This window comes from Roseivivax sp. CAU 1761, from assembly GCF_054482755.1.
The window spans coordinates 11,695-27,846 of the sequence record NZ_JBTLRM010000029.1 but is presented as its reverse complement, the minus strand read 5'-3'; the positions used below and the strand labels follow the sequence as shown (position 1 = coordinate 27,846).

Below are 16,152 nucleotides of genomic sequence, written 5' to 3'. Positions count from 1 at the left end.
GCCGCGCTCACGGCGTGCCGGCGAGCGTGCTGCCCACCAGCTCCTGGCTGAACGGCACCGGATGGGGATCGAGGCCCAGCCGGGCCCGGTAGACCGGCAGGCTTTCGGCCACCCGCATGACGTAGTTCTGGGTCTCGCGGAACGGGATGAACTCGATGAAATCGATGACGTCGATCTCGCCCTTCCGCGGATCGCCGAAGCGCTCCATCCATTGCAGCGGGCGGCCCGGACCGGCGTTGTAGCCTGCCGACATCATCACGACATTGCCGTCGAAGGTGCGCGCCAGGTAAGCCAGATAGGCCGAGCCGAGACGTGCATTGTAGGCCGGGTCCGCGGTCAGCCGGTCGACCTGGTAGGTCTCGTTGAGCCAGCCCGAGACGTCGCGCGCGGTGCCCGGCATCAGCTGCATCAGGCCGCGCGCCCCGGCGCCCGACACCACGTCGGGATCGAATTCCGATTCCCGCCGCGCGATCGCCAGGACCAGTTCCGTCGGCACCGGGAAGTCGCCCTTCGCGAAGGCCGGGACGGCGTAATAGGGGGCGTGCACCTCGTGGCCGAACTGCGCCGCGCGCTTGCCCACCATGACCTGGAGATGGGGATGTTCGCGCTCTTCCAGCATGGCGCCGAGCTGCGCCACCTCGAGCGGGGTCAGCGATTCGGCGAGATGGGTGAAGAAGCGCTCCGCCAGCTCCATCTCGCCGGCCTCGAGCAGCAGCATGCCGGCCTTGTAGACCGTGCTGTCGGTGAAGCCGGCGCCACTCCATGCCGGCACGTCGTCGCGCCCGCCAAGCAGCGGGTCGGGCGCGAGACCCGCCTTCTCGGCCGCCAGGAGACCGTAGAACGAGGTCTGATAGCGCCCGCCCGCCTCATAGGCCGCCTGCGCCGCCTCGGTGTTGCCGGCCGCCTCCTCGGCGCGGCCGATCCAGTAGCCGGCGCGGCCCAGCGAGATCGGCGTGTCGACGCCGGTCTGCATGCGCCGGAAATGCGTCACCGCAAGATCGGGCCTGTCCATGAAGCGCAGCGCGAGGAAGCCCGACAGCCATTCGAGATCGGCATAATCGTAGTTCTGCCCGGCCGGCATGTGGTGCGTGGAGGCGATCTGGTAGGCGGTGTCGATGTCGCCGGCCCGCATCTTCTCGCGCGCCAGCACGCGGCGGTGCGAGGCCCAGGCCCAGGGCTCGCCGAGCGCCTCGGCCCCGGTCGAGCGCTCCAGCAGCAGCTCGATCGCGTCGCCGTCGCGGCCCTTGGCAACGCGCCAGTCGAAGCGGTCCCGCGCAAGGCCGGGATCGTCCGCCAGCGCCGCCGGCACGGCCTCGATCTTGGCGTCGACGCCGGGCGCCCGGTCCTGCAGCGCCAGCCGCGCCTCGGCGAGCTTGCGGCGTGCCTCGTCGACATGGCGCAGCATCGCCGTGGCGTTGTTGGTCCAGCCCTTCCACAGCGCCATGTCGAGCCGGGCGGCATTGTGCGGCCGCACCAGGTCGCCGTGATCGCGCAGGAAGGTCGACACCTCCTCGGAGGACAGCGCCAGGGTGCGCCAGGCCAGCACCAGCGTGGCGTCGGCAGCGCCGTCTTCGCCGATGTCGCGCAGCGCCCGGGCATAGGACAGCGCGCCGGTGCCGGTCTGCGGCGGCGCATCGGCGAAGAAGGCGCGCACCTCCTCGTGGCTGGCGGCGGTGATCGCCTCCTCGCTCTTCTCGCGCAGGTAATCCATGCCCGGCCAGTCCGGGTTGCGGTCGACGAAATCGAGGATCTGCGCGGCGTCGCCGTTGCCGACCCGCAGGAAGTGCCAGAGCACGAGGTCGAGGGCCACCTGGCCATCGCCGCGGGCCTCGATCATGGCGGCCGACCAATTGCCTTCGCGCATCGAATCGAGGGCCTGCTCCACCGGGCGCTCGGCGGCCGCGGCGGAGTACGGGAGCAACACAAAGAACGGTAGGGCGAGCCACCCGGAGAGACGTGACATCAGCTTGCAATTTCCGCGTCGAACAGGGATAGACACGCCGCGAATACTATCGCGTGCCGCGGCCCCGGCAACTCACGATGGCGAGAAAGATTTTTCTTCTCGCGAACCGGCGGCCCCGGCGATCAAATGAGAGGAGCGTGTCATGTTCAGAGGCTCGATGCCGGCCCTGGTCACCCCGTTCAAGGACGGTGCGGTGGACTTCGACACGCTCAAACGGCTGGTCGACTGGCACGTGCAGGAAGGCTCCGCGGCGCTGGTGCCGGTGGGCACCACCGGCGAGAGCCCGACCCTGACCCACGAGGAGCACGAGGCCGTGGTCGAGACCGTGGTCGAGGCCGCGGCCGGACGGATCCCGGTGATCGCCGGGGCCGGGTCGAACAACACCACCGAGGCGATGCGGTTTCTCACCCATGCCCAGCGCGTCGGCGCCAGTGCCGCGCTGGTGGTCACGCCGTATTACAACAAGCCGACCCAGGCCGGGCTCTACGCGCATTTCAAGATGCTGCACGATTGCTGCGAGCTGCCGATCATCATCTACAACATCCCCGGCCGCTCGGCGGTGGACATGACGCCGGTGACCATGGGCGAGCTGGCCAAGCTGCCGCGCATCGTCGGCGTCAAGGACGCCACCGGCGATCTTGCCCGGGTCTGCGCCCAGCGCATCTCCTGCGGCACCGACTTCATCCAGCTCTCGGGCGAGGATGCCACCGCGCACGGCTTCAACGCCCAGGGCGGCGTGGGCTGCATCTCGGTGACCGCCAACGTGGCGCCGCGGCTCTGCGCGGCGCTGCAGAAGGCGACGCTCGACAACGATTACGCCAAGGCGCTGGAACTGCAGGACCGCCTGATGCCGCTGCACCACGCGATCTTCACCGAGCCCGGCGTCTCGGGCGCCAAATACGCCATGTCGCGGCTCGGCCTGTGCGGCGACGAGGTGCGCCCGCCGCTGCTGACGGTCACCGAGACCACGCGCGAGAAGCTCGATTACGGCCTGCGCCATGCCGGGCTGATCAACTGATCCACACCGCGCGCGGCGCATAAGGAAACGCCCGCACGGGGACCGTGCGGGCGTTTCGCGTGTCATGCCGGTGGCGAATCAGGAGCCGGGCTTGCCCAGGCGCTCCTTCTCGGCTTCGCTGCGGGCCGCATCGGCGACCCGGCGGGCGCTTTCCTCGGTCCGGTCGACCAGCGCATCGGCAGCGCTGCCCTCGCCGCGGCTGTCGCGGTCGGCCCGCGCCTTGGCGTCGCGCGCCGCGGTCTCGGCATCGCTGCGGAACTCCTCGCCGACCCGCCGGGCCTCGCCGAGCGCGGCACCGGCCACCCGCTGCGCCTTGGACATCTCCTCGTTGAAGATTTCCTCGGCCTCGTGGTAGAGTCGGTCGCTGTCCTCGCCGAAATACTCGTCCTCGTAGCGCGTGCGCGGCAGGGTGCCGGCGATCGCGGCCCCGACGGCAAAGGCCAGCGCGCCCATCACCAGCGGATGCTCCTCGAACATGTCGGCGGCCTGATCCATGCCGCGCGACGCCGAGCGGCGCGCGGCCTCGCTGGCCAGGATGGCGCGTTCGCGGGCGGCGATGACCCGCTCGCGGGCCGCCTCGCTCATGTTGTGGGTGCCCTCGGAGAGGCTGCGCGCGATCTCGTTGGAGCGGTCGCGCACCCGCACGGCACCGGCATTCATCCGGTCGCGCGTGGCCCGGGCGGAATCGGACACCGACCGTCCGGCGCTCTGCGCTCCGGAGGACACGCCCGAGGAGACGCTGTGCATGCCCGAGGACATCGACTGCCCTGCGGCGCCCAGCCGTTCGCTGGTGCTGCGCGTGGTCCGGTACCAGCTTGCCCGCGCGCGCTGGCCCATGCTGGGCCCGCGATCCACGCCGGTCACCCAATCCGGGTCGTCCCCGGCCGGGACCGGGCCGCGCGGCTCCAGATGGCCGTCGTCGCGGTGGGTGCTGCGCACGCTGCGCAGCCGGTCGCCGCCGCGGCGGCGCGCCGCCTCGATGCGGTCGGCGCTCGGGCCCTGACCGAAGATCAGCCAGCCGAGGCCGATGCCGGTCAGCGCCAGCGCCAGCGGGTTGTCGCGGGCGGCGGTGGAGATCGACCGGCCGACATCGCCGCCATGGGTGCGGAAGTTGTCGGCCACCGCGCGCACCAGATTCTCGGTCGAGAACGTGTCCTGGAGCTCGTGGACGGTGGATTTCAGCGATTCCCGCTCGCGTTCGAGATCGCGCTCGATTTCGTCGGAAGTTCTGTTGTCGGCCATGTCACATCGCCTCTTTGACGGTCTCGCTGTCGCGCCGCACGTTCTTGGCGGTGCGGGTCGGAGCGAGCGATTTCAGCTTCAGGTCGTTGGCGCCCTTCTTGGCGAGGATCGCGGCCACGACGGCGAAGACGATGCCGACGATCAGCGCCGACCAGCCGGCATCGATGCCGATCTCGGTCAGGGCCACGACCAGCGCGCTGGCCAGGACGTTCAGCGATACGAGGAAGATCACCACGCCGGCGACGATCATGCCGATGGCCGTGCCGGCCTTGCGCATGTTCTCGTCGAGCTCGGTGCGGAACAGATCGATCTCGCCCCGGACCAGTCGCGTGACCTGGTTGATCAGGTCGGTCAGCAGGTTGCCGGTGTCACGGATCTGGCTGCGGACGCCTTCCTCGCGCGGAGTGTGGGGCGTGTCGTGCAGGGGATCGGCCATCACTTCTCTCCATCATTGCTGCCGGTGCCGGGGCGCGGCGTGGGCGAGGCGGTGCCGGCCGGGTTGGTCGGCGGCACCGCGGCCCCGCCGGCCGTCGACACGTAGGGCGCCGTGACCGGGTCCCCGCCGGTGCTGCCGCCGGAAGCGGCGCTGCCGGACGGCGTGCTGCGGCTGGCCGCCGGGCTGGCCCCGGTCGCGGCCTGCGCGGCGCTGCTGCCGGTGGTGCCGGTGGGCGCACCGGTCATCGACCCGGTGGCGGAAGACGGCGTCGGCGCGGGGCTGGCGCTCGGCGTGGCGGGCATCGGCGGCAGATCGCTGTCGCCGTAGCTGCTGCCGCCGGTTCCGTATTCGCCCGGGCGCGGCTTGGCCGAGGCCTTGGCAAAGCGGGTCACCGCGAAGCCGGCCAACGCCGCGCCGCCGAGGAAGGCCAGCGGGTTGCGGCGGGCGAAGCCGCTGACATCGTGGGCGATCTGCCCGAGATCGCGGTCACGGACCGCTTCCGACGCGTCGGCGAAGCTTTCGGCGATCTGGGCGAAGGTGCGTTCCTGCGGCGAGCCCTCGCGCAGCTCGCCGGCGGCGGTGCGCAGCGCCTTGGCGATGCCCGACATTTCCGTGGCGACGCTGTCCTTGGCGCGGGTCGCGCGGCCTTCGGCTTCGCTGCGCACCCGGTCCGCGGTGTCGCGGGCGAATTCGCGGGTGTCGTCGGCCAGACGCTGGCCGGCGCGCTCCGCGTCGCCGCGCAGTTCCGACCCGACGTCGCGGTTCTGGGAGGTGTCTTGAGTCATTGGTATTGCTCCAATTCCGTTGCGGGGGTCATGCGATCAGGTTCACCAGGAACAGGACCACGACGACCAGGCCGACCAGATAGATGAGGCTGTTCATGTCTCGTCCTCGCTGTTTGCCGCGGTCCTCCCACGGCTTCTGCTGCTCAACTCGGCTCGCACCGCGACGTTCCACCCGCCGAATGTCACGGCCGACCGGGCCTGTGCCGCCCCGGAACCGGGCAAGTCGCGCACAGGTTCCCCCCATGCCTCCCCAAGACCCCGTCACCCGCAGAAAGGCTTGAGATGACCCGCAATACCCGCTCCCGATCCGAGACCCGTGGACGCAGCGCCGAACGTCCGCGCGAGATTCCGGGACCCGGATGGCGGGACATTCTCTGGCGGGTTTACGCCGAGATTTCCGCCGACCACGTCTCGGTGGTGGCGGCGGGCACCGCCTTTTTCGGGCTGCTGGCGCTGTTTCCCGCCCTCGGCGCGCTGGTCGCGCTGGCCGGCCTGATCCTCGAGCCCGCCACCGTCGCGGCGCAGTTCGACGCCATGGTCGGCGTGTTGCCGCCCGAGGCCGCCGACATCCTGCAGAGCCAGATGACGGAGGTTGCCGGCGCCTCCGAAACCGGCATCGGCGCGGCCGCCATCCTCGGCTTCCTGCTGTCGCTCTACAGCGCCTCGAAGGGCACCCAGACGCTGATGGAGGGCATGAACATCGCCTATGACGAGGAGGAGACGCGGGGCTTCGTCGCGCGCTACGCCACGGCGCTCCTGCTCACCTTGCTGCTGATCGTCGGCGCCGTGATCGCGCTGGCCGCCACCGTCGCGGTTCCGGCGCTGCTCGAGGCGCTGCCGCTGCCGGGCGCGGTCGAAACCCTGATCTCGGTCGGCCGCTGGGTGATCCTCGCCGGGCTCGCCATCCTCGGCTTCGCCATCCTCTACCGCTACGGGCCGAGCCGCGACGCTCCGAAATGGCGCTGGGTCAGCGTCGGCGCCGTGGTGGCCACGGTCCTGTGGATCCTCGGCTCGCTCGCCTTCTCGGTCTACGTGCAGAACTTCGGCAGCTACAACGAATCCTTCGGCGCCATCGGCGGGGTGATCGTGCTGCTGACCTGGCTCTGGCTGTCCGCCTTCATCGTGCTTCTGGGCGCCGAGCTGAATTCCGAGATGGAGCACCAGACCCGGCGCGACACCACCACCGGCCCGCGCGAGCCGATGGGCGAACGCGGCGCGGTCAAGGCCGACACGCTGGGCGAGGTGCCCTGAGCGCTGCGACGCCCCGGGCCCTGACATCGGTCCCCCGACATCGCCCAGACATCGCCCTGACATCCGGCACGGAACGACCCCGCCCGTGCCGGGTTTCCACCCCGCCAGACACCCACCCGAAGCCGCGAAAGGTCCCCGCCATGCGCCGCCCGTCCCCCCTGCGCCCTGCCCCCGTCGGCGGCGGCAACGCGTGCGGGCGCGGCAGATGACCGGGCCGTTCTCGTCCCGCGTGGCGCTGGTCGATCCCTGCTGTCCGGCGCCCTACGCGATGGCCTCGCTCGACGGCCGGGGTCTGGGCGGGACCGAGGCCACGGTGCTGCGGGTGTTCGGCGGGCTGGCCGGCGCGGCGGATACCATCCACTACCAGCACGGCCGTGGCCACCCGGCCTGCGACGGCACCCTGCGGTTCGCCCCGCTGGAGATCGCGCTGCACCGCGAGCGGCTCGCCGACACCATCGTGGTGATCAATTCCTGGAAGGTGGCGCGGCGGTTGCGCCGCCTGAACCCCGAGGCGCGCATCCTCGTTTGGCTGCACAATATTCCCGGGCGTCACAACCGGCGCATGGGGCAGGAACTGGCCGCCGCAGGCATCGAGGTGCTGACGGTTTCGGACAGCCAGCGCCGGCGTCTCGTCACCTTCCTGCGCGAGCAGTCGGAAACCCTGCCGCGCGTTCTCACCGTCGCCAACCCGATCGAGGATTCGCTCCGCCCCGACGCCACGCGGCGCGATCCCGACCGGCTGTTCTTCGCCAGCGCCCCGCACAAGGGGCTGGCCGAGGTCTTCGACCGCTTCGAGGCGATGCGCGCCCACTTTCCCGGCCTGCGGCTGCGCATCGCCGATCCCGGCTACATGAGCTGGCCGCTGCGCCGCCCGCCCGAGGGCGCCGAGATACTGGGGCCGCTGCCCCGCGCCCAGGTCATCGATGAGATGCGCCGGGCGCTCTGCCTGTTCTATCCCCAGACCACCTTTGCCGAGACCTTCGGGCTGGTCATCGCCGAGGCCAACGCCGTCGGCTGCCCGGCCATCCTGCATCGCGGGCTCGGCGCCAATGACGAGGTCGCCTCGAGCGCCGAGCAGGTCTTCGACACCACCGACGACGCCCAGCTGGCGGACCGGCTGCGGCGCTGGCGCGAGCTTGCCCCGGCGGTGGCCGCGCGGGACGAGTTCCGCCTGCCCCGGGTGCTCGACCGCTGGCGCGAGGTGCTGCGGCTCGGCCCGGCCCCGACGGCACGGGACCTGCGCTATGCTTGAGCCGATCCTGCGCGCCGCCCTCGCCGTTCTGGCCGTGATCGCCCTGACGCGCCTGAACGGGTTGCGGTCGTTCTCCAAGATGTCGAGCTTCGACTTCGCGCTGACCGTGGCGCTGGGATCGGTGCTCGCCACCACCATCATCGACACCGACAAGGACCCCGCCGTGGCCTTCGGCGCGCTCGTGGCGATCTACCTCGTGCAGGCGGCGATCTCGATCGCGCGGATCCGCTGGCAGAGCGTCGAGCGGGCGGTGGACAACGCCCCGCTCCTGCTGCTGCGCGACGGGCGCATCCTGCACCGCAACCTGCGGCGCGGCCGGATCAGCGAGCGCGACCTCTTCGCGCATCTGCGCATGGCCGGCCTCACCGATCCCGACGCCGCCGCGGCGGTGATCCTCGAAACCACCGGCGACGTGTCGGTGATCGCCGCCGATCCCGAGCGCCGGATCGACCCCCGCATTTTCGCCGGCGTGCGCGGCACAGGAGGCTGACATGAAGGACGCAGCAAGCTTTGCCCGGCAGGACGGGCCGGAGGGATCCGACGCGGTGACGCGCGGACTGGACGAGTTGCGCCGCGAGGGCCTGCTGGGCCGGATCGCCGAGCAGGCGCCCGGAACCCTGACCGAGACTCTGGCCGGGATCGCCGCCCGCGACCTGTCGCTGGCGCGGCTCGTCGAGGGCCACGTCAACGCCCTGACCCTGATCCGCGTGCACGGCAGCGCGGCGCAGCGCCGCGCGGCGGGGCGCGCCGCCCAAGACGGCGCGCTCTTCGGGGTCTGGGGCGCCGATGGCGCCCGCCCGGCCGGGATCGAGGCCGACCGGCTGACAGGGGCGAAGCGCTACGCCTCAGGGCTCGGCCTCGTGGATCGCGCCCTGGTCAGCGCCCGCGACGCGGCGGGCCTGCACCTGGTTCTGGTCGAGGCGGGGGACACCCGCCGCCACCGCCCCGAGGACTGGGACATGGCCGGCATGCAGGCCTCGCGCTCGGGCGGGTTCGACTGCGCCGGCCTGCCCGCCGGCGCCGAGGCCCGGATCGGCGGCGCCGATGCCTACCTGCGGGAGCCGTGGTTCGTCGGCGGCACCTGGCGCATCGCGGCGCTGCAGGCCGGCGCCACGCTGGGCCTGATCGAGCGCGCCGCCGAACTGCTGCGCGGCCGCGGCCATCTCGAGGCCGAGCCGCACCTGATCCGCCTGACCCCGGTGCTGATCCGCGCCCGCGCCGCGCTGCCCGCCATCGCCGCCGCGGCGGAGCGCGCCGACGGGGCCGCGGGCGGCGCCGACCCCGAGGCCGCGGCGGCGGGGTCGGCGGCCTGCCGACTGCTGACCGAGGAGATCGGCCAGGCGGCGATCCCGGCCGTCGAGCAAAGCGTCGGGCTCGAGATGTTCGCCCGCGGCCACCCGGTCGGCGAGGCGGCGCGCGATCTCGCCTGCTACATGCGGCAGGTGGCGCGCGACGCCTTCCTGCGCCGGGTGGCGCAGCATTTCCTCCTGGACGGGCGGCCGCTTCTCGGGGGCGCGCGATGAGCGGGCCGGATTGCGCCGCCGACGATTGCCGCGACTGCCTGATCGGCGCGGCGCCGATCCTCGTCCTGGCACCGCATCCCGACGACGAGACGCTGGGCTGCGGCGCGCTGCTCGCGGCGGCCTTCGCCGGGCCCGGCGCGCATGTCGTCTGCATGAGCGACGGCGCCGCCTCGCATCCCGGCTCCGCCGAATGGCCGCCGCATAGGCTGGCGGCGCTGCGCGCCGAGGAGATGCGCCGCGCCGTGGCCCGGCTGGGCGGCGGCCCGCAGGATGTGAGCTTTCTCGGGGAACCCGATGGCGGCATGGTGCGGCCCGAGCGCTTCCCGGCCCTTGCAAGCCGCATCGCCGAACGCGCCCGGCGGATCGGCGCGCAAAGCATCTTCGTCACCGCGCCGACCGACCCGCATTGCGACCACCAGGCCTCCGCCGCCATCGCCCGGCTGGCGGCGGCGGAGACCGGCGCGCGGCTGTTCTTCTACCCGGTCTGGTCGCGCTGGGCCGCCCCGGATTACCGCGACCGCCTGGGCGCCGCGCCCTGCCACCGCCTGCCCGCCCCGCCGGCGCGGCGGCGCAAGGCGCATGCGCTGGCCGCGCATCGCAGCCAGCGCGGCAAGGTGGTGCGCGACGACGCCGACGGCTTCGTGCTGCCGCGCGACTTCATCCGGATGTTCCTCGATCAGGACGAATGCTTCTACGAGGTGCCGCGATGAGCGCGGTGCCGCCGGCGGCGCTCGACCGTCTCTATGCCGCGACCGACGACCCCTGGGTGTTCCGCACCAGCGCCTACGAGCAGGAGAAGTTCCGCGCCACCCGCGCCGCGCTCGACGACCGGCGCTGGCTGCGGGCGCTGGAACTGGGCTGCGGCAACGGCGAGCTGGCGCGCCACCTGGCGCCGCTCTGCGACGCCTATACCGGGCTCGACGCGGTGCCGCGGGCGCTCGACGCGGCGTGCGCCGCGGTGCCCGGGGCGCGCTTCGTGCAGGGCTGGCTGCCGGACGACCTGCCGGCGGGCCGGTTCGACCTCGTGATCCTGTCGGAGATCCTCTACTTCCTCGACGCCCCGGGCATCGCCCGGCTGGGCCGCGCCCTCGACGCGGCGAGCCCCTGCGCCCGGCTCGCCGTGGTCACCTGGCTCGGCGATACCGGCAATCCGCTGCAGGGCGGCGAGGCGCTCGACGCGCTGCGCCGGGCCACGCGCGGGCCGTGGCGCTGCCACCGGCAGGCGGAGGGCTACCGCATCGATCTGCGTGCCGAGCCCGGAGCGGCGCCGTGACCGCCCCCTTCCCGATCCTGCCCGACCTGCGGCTTGCCGTGGTGATCCCGGCCCGCAACGAGGCCCAGCGCATCACCCGATGCCTCGCGGCGCTGGCCGCGCAGGAGGACCGCGCGGCGCTCGGCCTCGGCGTCTTCGTGGTGGCCAATGGCTGCACCGACGAGACCGCGCCGGTGGCGCGCGCGGCGCTGCACCGGCTGGGCCTGCCGGGCCGTGTCCTGACCCGCCGGGTGGGCAAGGGCGGCGTCGGGCGCGCCCGCGATCTTGGCGTGCAGGCCGCGCGGGCCGCCTGCCCCGCGCTCGACATCGTGCTGACCAGCGATGCCGACTGCGTCGCAGACCCGGCCTGGGCCGCGCGCATGGCGGCGGCGCTGACCACCGCCCCGGCGGCCTGCGGGCGCATCCTCGGCGCCGCCGACGACCTCGAGGCGACCGGCGGCGATTACCCGCCCATCGAGGTCGAGAGCCGCTACGCGCGGCAGACCCGGCGGCTTCTGGAACTGCTCGACCTGCGCCGCCCGGGCGAGGTCCACGACATGCAGGTGGGCGGCGCCAATATGGGCTTCCGCCCGGAGATCCTCGCCGCGGTGGGCGGCGTGCCGCACCTGCCGAGCCAGGAGGACCGCACGCTGGTGGCGCGGCTGCGCGGCGCCGGGCACCGCGTGGCCTGGGTGCCGCGGGCGGTGGTCCATGCCTCCTGCCGCCGCGACGGACGGGCGCCGGGCGGCATGGCCGAGACGCTGCGCCTGCGCCGCGGCGCCGAGGACGACCCGCTCGACAGTTCGCTGCGGCCCTTCGAGCGTCTGCTGCTGGAACTGGTGGCGCCCGATTGCCTGACCACCGCGCCGCCGCGGCTCACCGTGGCGCAGGCGCGGGCCGACCTGCCGCGGCTCGATGCCTGCGTGCACCGCCTGCGGGCGCTGCCGCCCGGGGAACCGCGCTGGACCATGTTGCGGGCCCTCGCCGGCGGCCCGCCGGCGGACAGCGTCGAGACGGCGGCCGACATGGCGGGCTCGGCGCCGCTGCTCTAGGCGCGCCGCCGGTGCAAAAAAGGCCGCGCGGGCGGCACCCGCGCGGCCGGTCTTCATCCGGTCAGGAGACGATCGTCGCCTCGGTCTTGGAGCGCAGCTCCTCCTCGGTGACCTCGGGGGCCAGCTCGACGATCTTCAGACCGCCCTCGACCACGTCCATGACGCCGAGATCGGTGATGATCCGGTTGACCACGCCGGTGCCGGTCAGCGGCAGCGTGCATTCCTTCAGGAGCTTCGCCTCGCCGGCCTTGTTGGTGTGGTCCATGACCACGATCACCCGCTTGACGCCGGCCACGAGGTCCATGGCGCCGCCCATGCCCTTGACCAGCTTGCCGGGGATCATCCAGTTCGCCAGATCGCCGTTCTCGGCCACTTCCATGGCGCCGAGGATCGCCATGGCGATCTTGCCGCCGCGGATCATCCCGAAGCTGGTGGCGCTGTCGAAATACGAGGTGTGCGGCAGCTCGGTGATGGTCTGCTTGCCGGCATTGATGAGATCGGGATCCTCGTCGCCCTCATAGGGGAACGGGCCCATGCCCAGCATGCCGTTCTCCGATTGCAGCGTGACGTGCACGCCCTCGGGGATGTAGTTCGGCACCAGGGTCGGGATGCCGATGCCGAGGTTCACGTAGGTGCCGTCCTCGAGCTCCTGCGCCGCGCGTGCGGCCATCTGGTTGCGATCCCAGGGCATCAGGCTTCCTCCCGCTTGCGCACGGTGCGCTGTTCGATCCGCTTCTCGTGCTCGCCCTGGATCAGGCGGTGCACGTAGATCCCGGGCAGGTGGATGTGGTCGGGATCGAGGGTGCCGGGCTCGACGATCTCCTCGACCTCCATGATGCAGACCTTGCCGCACATCGCCGCCGGCGGATTGAAGTTGCGGGCGGTCTTGCGGAAGATGCAATTGCCGGTGGTGTCGGCCTTCCACGCCTTGACGATGGAGATGTCGGCGAAGATGCCGCGCTCGAGAATGTAGTTCTCGCCGTCGAACTCCTTCACTTCCTTGCCCTCGGCGATCTGCGTGCCGTAGCCGGTCTTGGTGTAGAAGCCCGGAATGCCGGCGCCGCCGGCGCGCATGCGCTCGGCCAGGGTGCCCTGCGGGTTGAACTCGAGTTCGAGTTCGCCGCCGAGATACTGGCGCATGAATTCCTTGTTCTCCCCCACATAGGAGGACATCATCTTCTTGACCTGGCGGCTTTCCAGCAGGACGCCGAGGCCGAAGCCGTCGACGCCGGCATTGTTCGACGCCACCGTCAGATCCTTGGTGCCCGCCTCGCGGATGGCCGCGATCAGCAGTTCCGGAATGCCGCAGAGACCGAAGCCCCCGGCGGCGATGGTCATGCCGTCGAACAGCAGCCCGTCAAGCGCCTCGGCCGCCGATCCGTAGACCTTCTTCATGGAGTTCTCCCCTCTCGGTGATGCGTGACCTTGTGACGCGGCACTGCAGCGAAGTCAAACCGTGGCAGCGCTAACCCGGGGTATCGGGGGAGATCCCCCGCCCGGCCCGCCAGACAGGCGCCCCGGCCGGGCGCCCGCCTGGCCGCGCTCACTCGTCCGCGGTCTTGGCCGAGGCCTTGGCAGCGGTCTTCTTCGCCGCCGGCTTCTTCGCCGCGGTCTTGGCATTGCCGGAGGATTTCGCCGCGGCCTTCTTCGCGGTGCCGGTCTTGGCAGCGGTCTTCTTGGCCGCCGGCTTCTTAACCGCGGCCTTCTTCTTGGGGCCCTTCTTGGCCGCCTTCTCGGCGATCAGCGCCACCGCCATGTCCATGGTGACATCGGCCGGGTCGGTGTCCTTGGGCAGGGTCGCGTTGACCTTGTCCCACTTCACGTAAGGCCCGTAGCGGCCCTCCATGACATTGACCGCGCCGCCTTCCTCGGGGTGCTCGCCGAGCTCCTTCAGGGCCTTCGCCGCAGCGCGTCCGCCGCCGCGCTTCGACGCCTTCTCGGCCAGCACGTCGACGGCGCGGTTGATGCCGATCTCGAAGACCTCGTCGACCTCCTTGAGGTTGGCGTAGAGACGGTTGTGCTTGACGTAGGGCCCGTAGCGCCCGATCCCGGCCTCGATCGGCTCGCCATCCTCGGGATGGCTGCCGATGAAGCGCGGCAGGCTCAGCAGGGTCAGCGCCTTCTCGAGGTCCATGGCATCCGGCGCCCAGCCCTTGGGCAGGCTGGCGCGCGGCGGCTTGGGCTGCTCGGCGGTCGCCTCGCCGCGCTGCACGTAAGGTCCGAAGCGGCCCGAGCGCAGGGTGATCTCGTCGCCCTGGTCGACGCCCAGCACCCGGTCGCCCTGCTCCGCGGCATCGCCGCCGATGGGCCGCGTGTAGCGGCATTCGGGGTAGCGCGAGCAGCCCACGAAGCCGCCCGAGCGCGAGGTCTTGAGATGCAGGCTGCCCTCGCCGCAAAGCGGGCAGGTGCGCGGGTCGCTGCCATCCTCCTTGGGCGGGTAGAGCTGCGGCGCCAGCGCGTCGTCGAGCACGTCGAGCACCTCGGAGATCCGGAGCTCCGAGGTCTCGGCGATGGCGGCAGAGAAGTCGCGCCAGAACTTGGCCAAGAGCTCCTTGTAGTCGCGGCTACCGGCGGAGACGTCGTCGAGCTCCTCCTCGAGCGCGGCGGTGAAGTCGTATTCGACGTAGCGCTTGAAGAAGTTCAGCAGGAAGATCGTGACGATCCGGCCCTTGTCCTCGGGGATCAGGCGGTTCTTGTCCTTGCGGACATATTCGCGGTCCTGGATCGTCGAGATCACGCTGGCATAGGTCGAGGGCCGGCCGATGCCCAGCTCCTCCATGCGCTTGACCAGCGTCGCCTCGGTGTAGCGCGGCGGCGGCTGGGTGTGGTGCTGCAGCGCCAGCACGGCGCCGTTCCCGGCCAGCACCGCGGCGCCGTTGCGGCCGTCGCGGGCCGGGGTCGCGCCCTCCTTCTCGCCCGCCTTGTCGAACTCGGGCTGCAGCGAGGTGCCGGCGAACTTCGCCGCGTCGCCCTCGGAGATCTGCGGCAGGCGGCGGTCGTCATCCTCGACGACGTCGTCGCGGCCCTCCTCGTAGACCTTCAGGAAGCCGTCGAACAGCACCACCTGACCGGTCGCGCGCAGCCCCACCTCGCCGTCCTTGGAGGCGATCTCCACCGTGGTGCGCTCCATCCGCGCGGCAGCCATCTGGCAGGCCAGGGTGCGCTTCCAGATCAGGTCGTAGAGCTTGCGCTGGTCGGCATCGGTGAGCTTCAGCGAGGGCGCGTCGCGGCGCATGTCGGTCGGCCGGATGCATTCATGCGCTTCCTGCGCGTTCTTGGCCTTGTTCTTGTACATGCGCGGGCTCGACGGCACGTAATCGGCGCCGAAGCGCTCCTTGATCGCGTCGCGCGCGGCATGCACCGCCTCGGGCGCCATGTCGATGCCGTCGGTCCGCATGTAGGTGATGTGGCCGGCCTCGTAGAGGCGCTGCGCCGCCGCCATGCATTGCTTGGCGCCCATGCCGAACTTGCGGCTGGCCTCCTGCTGCAGGGTCGAGGTCATAAACGGCGCGGAGGGGTTGCGGCTGGCCGGCTTGGCCTCCACCGAGGCCACGTGCAGCGCCCGGCTCGCCACCGCCTGCACCGCCATCTCGGCCTGGGTCTCGTTGGCGAGGTCGTAGCGGTCGAGCTTCTTGCCGGCGAGCACCGTCAGCCTTGCCTCGAACTCCTGCCCCCGCGGGGTGGAGAGCAGCGCCTTGACCGACCAGTATTCGCGCGGGCGGAAGGCCTCGATCTCCATCTCGCGCTCGACGATGAGGCGCAGGCAGACCGATTGCACGCGGCCGGCCGAGCGCGCGCCGGGCAGCTTGCGCCAGAGCACCGGGGAGAGGTTGAAGCCCACCAGGTAGTCGAGCGCGCGGCGCGCCAGATAGGCCTCGACCAGGGGCGCGTCGATCTCGCGCGGGTTCTGCATCGCCTCGGTCACCGCCGCCTTGGTGATGGCGTTGAAGGTGACGCGGCGGACCTCGGTGTCCTTCTTGATCGACTTGCGCTTGGTCAGCGCCTCCTTGAGGTGCCAGGAGATCGCCTCGCCCTCGCGGTCGGGGTCGGTGGCGAGAATCAGCGCGTTGTCGTCCTTCAGCGCGTCGGCGATCGCCTTGACGTGCTTGCGGCTGTCGGCGCCGACCTCCCAGGTCATGTCGAAATCGTGCTCGGGATCGACGCTGCCATCCTTCGGCGGCAGGTCGCGGACATGCCCGTAGGAGGCCAGCACGGTGTAGTCGGAGCCGAGGTACTTGTTGATGGTCTTGGCCTTGGCCGGGGACTCGACGACGACGACGGGCATGGGGGCAATCACCTTTCGGGCAATCAGGGGCGCGATATGGCGTCAGGGCATGTGGGGTATCGGGGGGGAATGTCAATCCGGATGGGCGGCGCG

General features: G+C 71.5%; 15 protein-coding genes. 8 read left to right on the top strand and 7 right to left on the bottom strand.

What is annotated here, in order from left to right:
* Positions 1–7: 7 nt before the first annotated feature.
* The gene (locus ACXYMW_RS15470; RefSeq protein WP_459036229.1) at positions 8–1,885 is read right to left on the bottom strand and encodes a lytic transglycosylase domain-containing protein; all 1,878 of its coding nucleotides are present in this window, start codon (positions 1,883–1,885) and stop codon (positions 8–10) included.
* Positions 1,886–2,105: 220 nt separating this feature from the next.
* Here ACXYMW_RS15470 and dapA point away from each other — a divergent pair, with 220 nt between their 5' ends.
* Positions 2,106–2,981, top strand: a complete 876-nt coding sequence (gene dapA / locus ACXYMW_RS15465; protein ID WP_459036228.1) for a 4-hydroxy-tetrahydrodipicolinate synthase — start codon at positions 2,106–2,108, stop codon at positions 2,979–2,981.
* A 78-nt stretch (positions 2,982–3,059) separates the two neighbouring features.
* On the opposite strand, the gene ACXYMW_RS15460 is transcribed toward dapA, so the two are convergent.
* The 3 genes from ACXYMW_RS15460 to ACXYMW_RS15450 are packed head-to-tail and all read right to left on the bottom strand — an operon-like array spanning position 3,060 to position 5,444.
* On the bottom strand, positions 3,060–4,223 hold the full coding sequence (locus tag ACXYMW_RS15460) for a DUF3618 domain-containing protein (protein WP_459036227.1): 1,164 nt from the start codon (positions 4,221–4,223) through the stop codon (positions 3,060–3,062).
* Position 4,224: 1 nt separating this feature from the next.
* On the bottom strand, positions 4,225–4,659 hold the full coding sequence (locus ACXYMW_RS15455; RefSeq protein ID WP_459036226.1) for a phage holin family protein: 435 nt from the start codon (positions 4,657–4,659) through the stop codon (positions 4,225–4,227).
* The gene (locus ACXYMW_RS15450) at positions 4,659–5,444 is read right to left on the bottom strand and encodes a hypothetical protein (RefSeq protein WP_459036225.1); all 786 of its coding nucleotides are present in this window, start codon (positions 5,442–5,444) and stop codon (positions 4,659–4,661) included. The genes ACXYMW_RS15455 and ACXYMW_RS15450 overlap by 1 nt, the downstream gene beginning before the upstream one ends.
* A 282-nt stretch (positions 5,445–5,726) precedes the next feature.
* Between ACXYMW_RS15450 and ACXYMW_RS15445 the strand changes: the two genes are divergently transcribed.
* From ACXYMW_RS15445 to ACXYMW_RS15415, 7 genes are all read left to right on the top strand, one after another.
* Complete coding sequence (locus tag ACXYMW_RS15445; protein WP_459036224.1) at positions 5,727–6,695, top strand: YihY/virulence factor BrkB family protein; 969 nt, start codon at positions 5,727–5,729, stop codon at positions 6,693–6,695.
* Positions 6,696–6,900: 205 nt separating this feature from the next.
* Positions 6,901–7,947 carry a glycosyltransferase gene (locus ACXYMW_RS15440; protein WP_459036223.1) on the top strand — a complete coding sequence of 349 codons (1,047 nt, stop codon included), beginning with the start codon at positions 6,901–6,903 and terminating at the stop codon, positions 7,945–7,947.
* Positions 7,940–8,437, top strand: a complete 498-nt coding sequence (locus ACXYMW_RS15435; RefSeq protein ID WP_459036222.1) for a DUF421 domain-containing protein — start codon at positions 7,940–7,942, stop codon at positions 8,435–8,437. The genes ACXYMW_RS15440 and ACXYMW_RS15435 overlap by 8 nt, the downstream gene beginning before the upstream one ends.
* 1 nt (position 8,438) lies before the next feature.
* Entirely contained in the window at positions 8,439–9,470 is a 1,032-nt protein-coding gene (locus ACXYMW_RS15430; protein WP_459036221.1) for an acyl-CoA dehydrogenase, read from the top strand.
* Entirely contained in the window at positions 9,467–10,180 is a 714-nt protein-coding gene (locus tag ACXYMW_RS15425; protein WP_459036220.1) for a PIG-L deacetylase family protein, read from the top strand. Before ACXYMW_RS15430 ends, ACXYMW_RS15425 begins: the two co-directional genes overlap by 4 nt.
* The gene (locus ACXYMW_RS15420) at positions 10,177–10,743 is read left to right on the top strand and encodes a class I SAM-dependent methyltransferase (RefSeq protein WP_459036219.1); all 567 of its coding nucleotides are present in this window, start codon (positions 10,177–10,179) and stop codon (positions 10,741–10,743) included. Before ACXYMW_RS15425 ends, ACXYMW_RS15420 begins: the two co-directional genes overlap by 4 nt.
* On the top strand, positions 10,740–11,774 hold the full coding sequence (locus ACXYMW_RS15415; RefSeq protein WP_459036218.1) for a glycosyltransferase family 2 protein: 1,035 nt from the start codon (positions 10,740–10,742) through the stop codon (positions 11,772–11,774). The genes ACXYMW_RS15420 and ACXYMW_RS15415 overlap by 4 nt, the downstream gene beginning before the upstream one ends.
* 61 nt (positions 11,775–11,835) lie before the next feature.
* Here ACXYMW_RS15415 and ACXYMW_RS15410 read toward each other — a convergent pair whose 3' ends face one another.
* From ACXYMW_RS15410 to topA, 3 genes are all read right to left on the bottom strand, one after another.
* On the bottom strand, positions 11,836–12,465 hold the full coding sequence (locus tag ACXYMW_RS15410) for a CoA transferase subunit B (protein WP_459036217.1): 630 nt from the start codon (positions 12,463–12,465) through the stop codon (positions 11,836–11,838).
* Entirely contained in the window at positions 12,465–13,169 is a 705-nt protein-coding gene (locus tag ACXYMW_RS15405) for a CoA transferase subunit A (RefSeq protein WP_459036216.1), read from the bottom strand. Before ACXYMW_RS15405 ends, ACXYMW_RS15410 begins: the two co-directional genes overlap by 1 nt.
* A 148-nt stretch (positions 13,170–13,317) precedes the next feature.
* Entirely contained in the window at positions 13,318–16,059 is a 2,742-nt protein-coding gene (gene topA, locus ACXYMW_RS15400; protein ID WP_459036215.1) for a type I DNA topoisomerase, read from the bottom strand.
* Between the last annotated feature and the right edge of the window lie 93 nt (positions 16,060–16,152).

Coding starts and splice junctions, on each gene's coding strand:
- dapA (WP_459036228.1), top strand. CDS start 2,106: ATGTTCAGAGGCTCGATGCCGGCCCTGGTCACCCCGTTCAAGGACGGT.
- ACXYMW_RS15460 (WP_459036227.1), bottom strand. CDS start 4,223: ATGGCCGACAACAGAACTTCCGACGAAATCGAGCGCGATCTCGAACGC.
- ACXYMW_RS15455 (WP_459036226.1), bottom strand. CDS start 4,659: ATGGCCGATCCCCTGCACGACACGCCCCACACTCCGCGCGAGGAAGGC.
- ACXYMW_RS15450 (WP_459036225.1), bottom strand. CDS start 5,444: ATGACTCAAGACACCTCCCAGAACCGCGACGTCGGGTCGGAACTGCGC.
- ACXYMW_RS15445 (WP_459036224.1), top strand. CDS start 5,727: ATGACCCGCAATACCCGCTCCCGATCCGAGACCCGTGGACGCAGCGCC.
- ACXYMW_RS15440 (WP_459036223.1), top strand. CDS start 6,901: ATGACCGGGCCGTTCTCGTCCCGCGTGGCGCTGGTCGATCCCTGCTGT.
- ACXYMW_RS15435 (WP_459036222.1), top strand. CDS start 7,940: ATGCTTGAGCCGATCCTGCGCGCCGCCCTCGCCGTTCTGGCCGTGATC.
- ACXYMW_RS15430 (WP_459036221.1), top strand. CDS start 8,439: ATGAAGGACGCAGCAAGCTTTGCCCGGCAGGACGGGCCGGAGGGATCC.
- ACXYMW_RS15425 (WP_459036220.1), top strand. CDS start 9,467: ATGAGCGGGCCGGATTGCGCCGCCGACGATTGCCGCGACTGCCTGATC.
- ACXYMW_RS15420 (WP_459036219.1), top strand. CDS start 10,177: ATGAGCGCGGTGCCGCCGGCGGCGCTCGACCGTCTCTATGCCGCGACC.
- ACXYMW_RS15410 (WP_459036217.1), bottom strand. CDS start 12,465: ATGCCCTGGGATCGCAACCAGATGGCCGCACGCGCGGCGCAGGAGCTC.
- ACXYMW_RS15405 (WP_459036216.1), bottom strand. CDS start 13,169: ATGAAGAAGGTCTACGGATCGGCGGCCGAGGCGCTTGACGGGCTGCTG.
- topA (WP_459036215.1), bottom strand. CDS start 16,059: ATGCCCGTCGTCGTCGTCGAGTCCCCGGCCAAGGCCAAGACCATCAAC.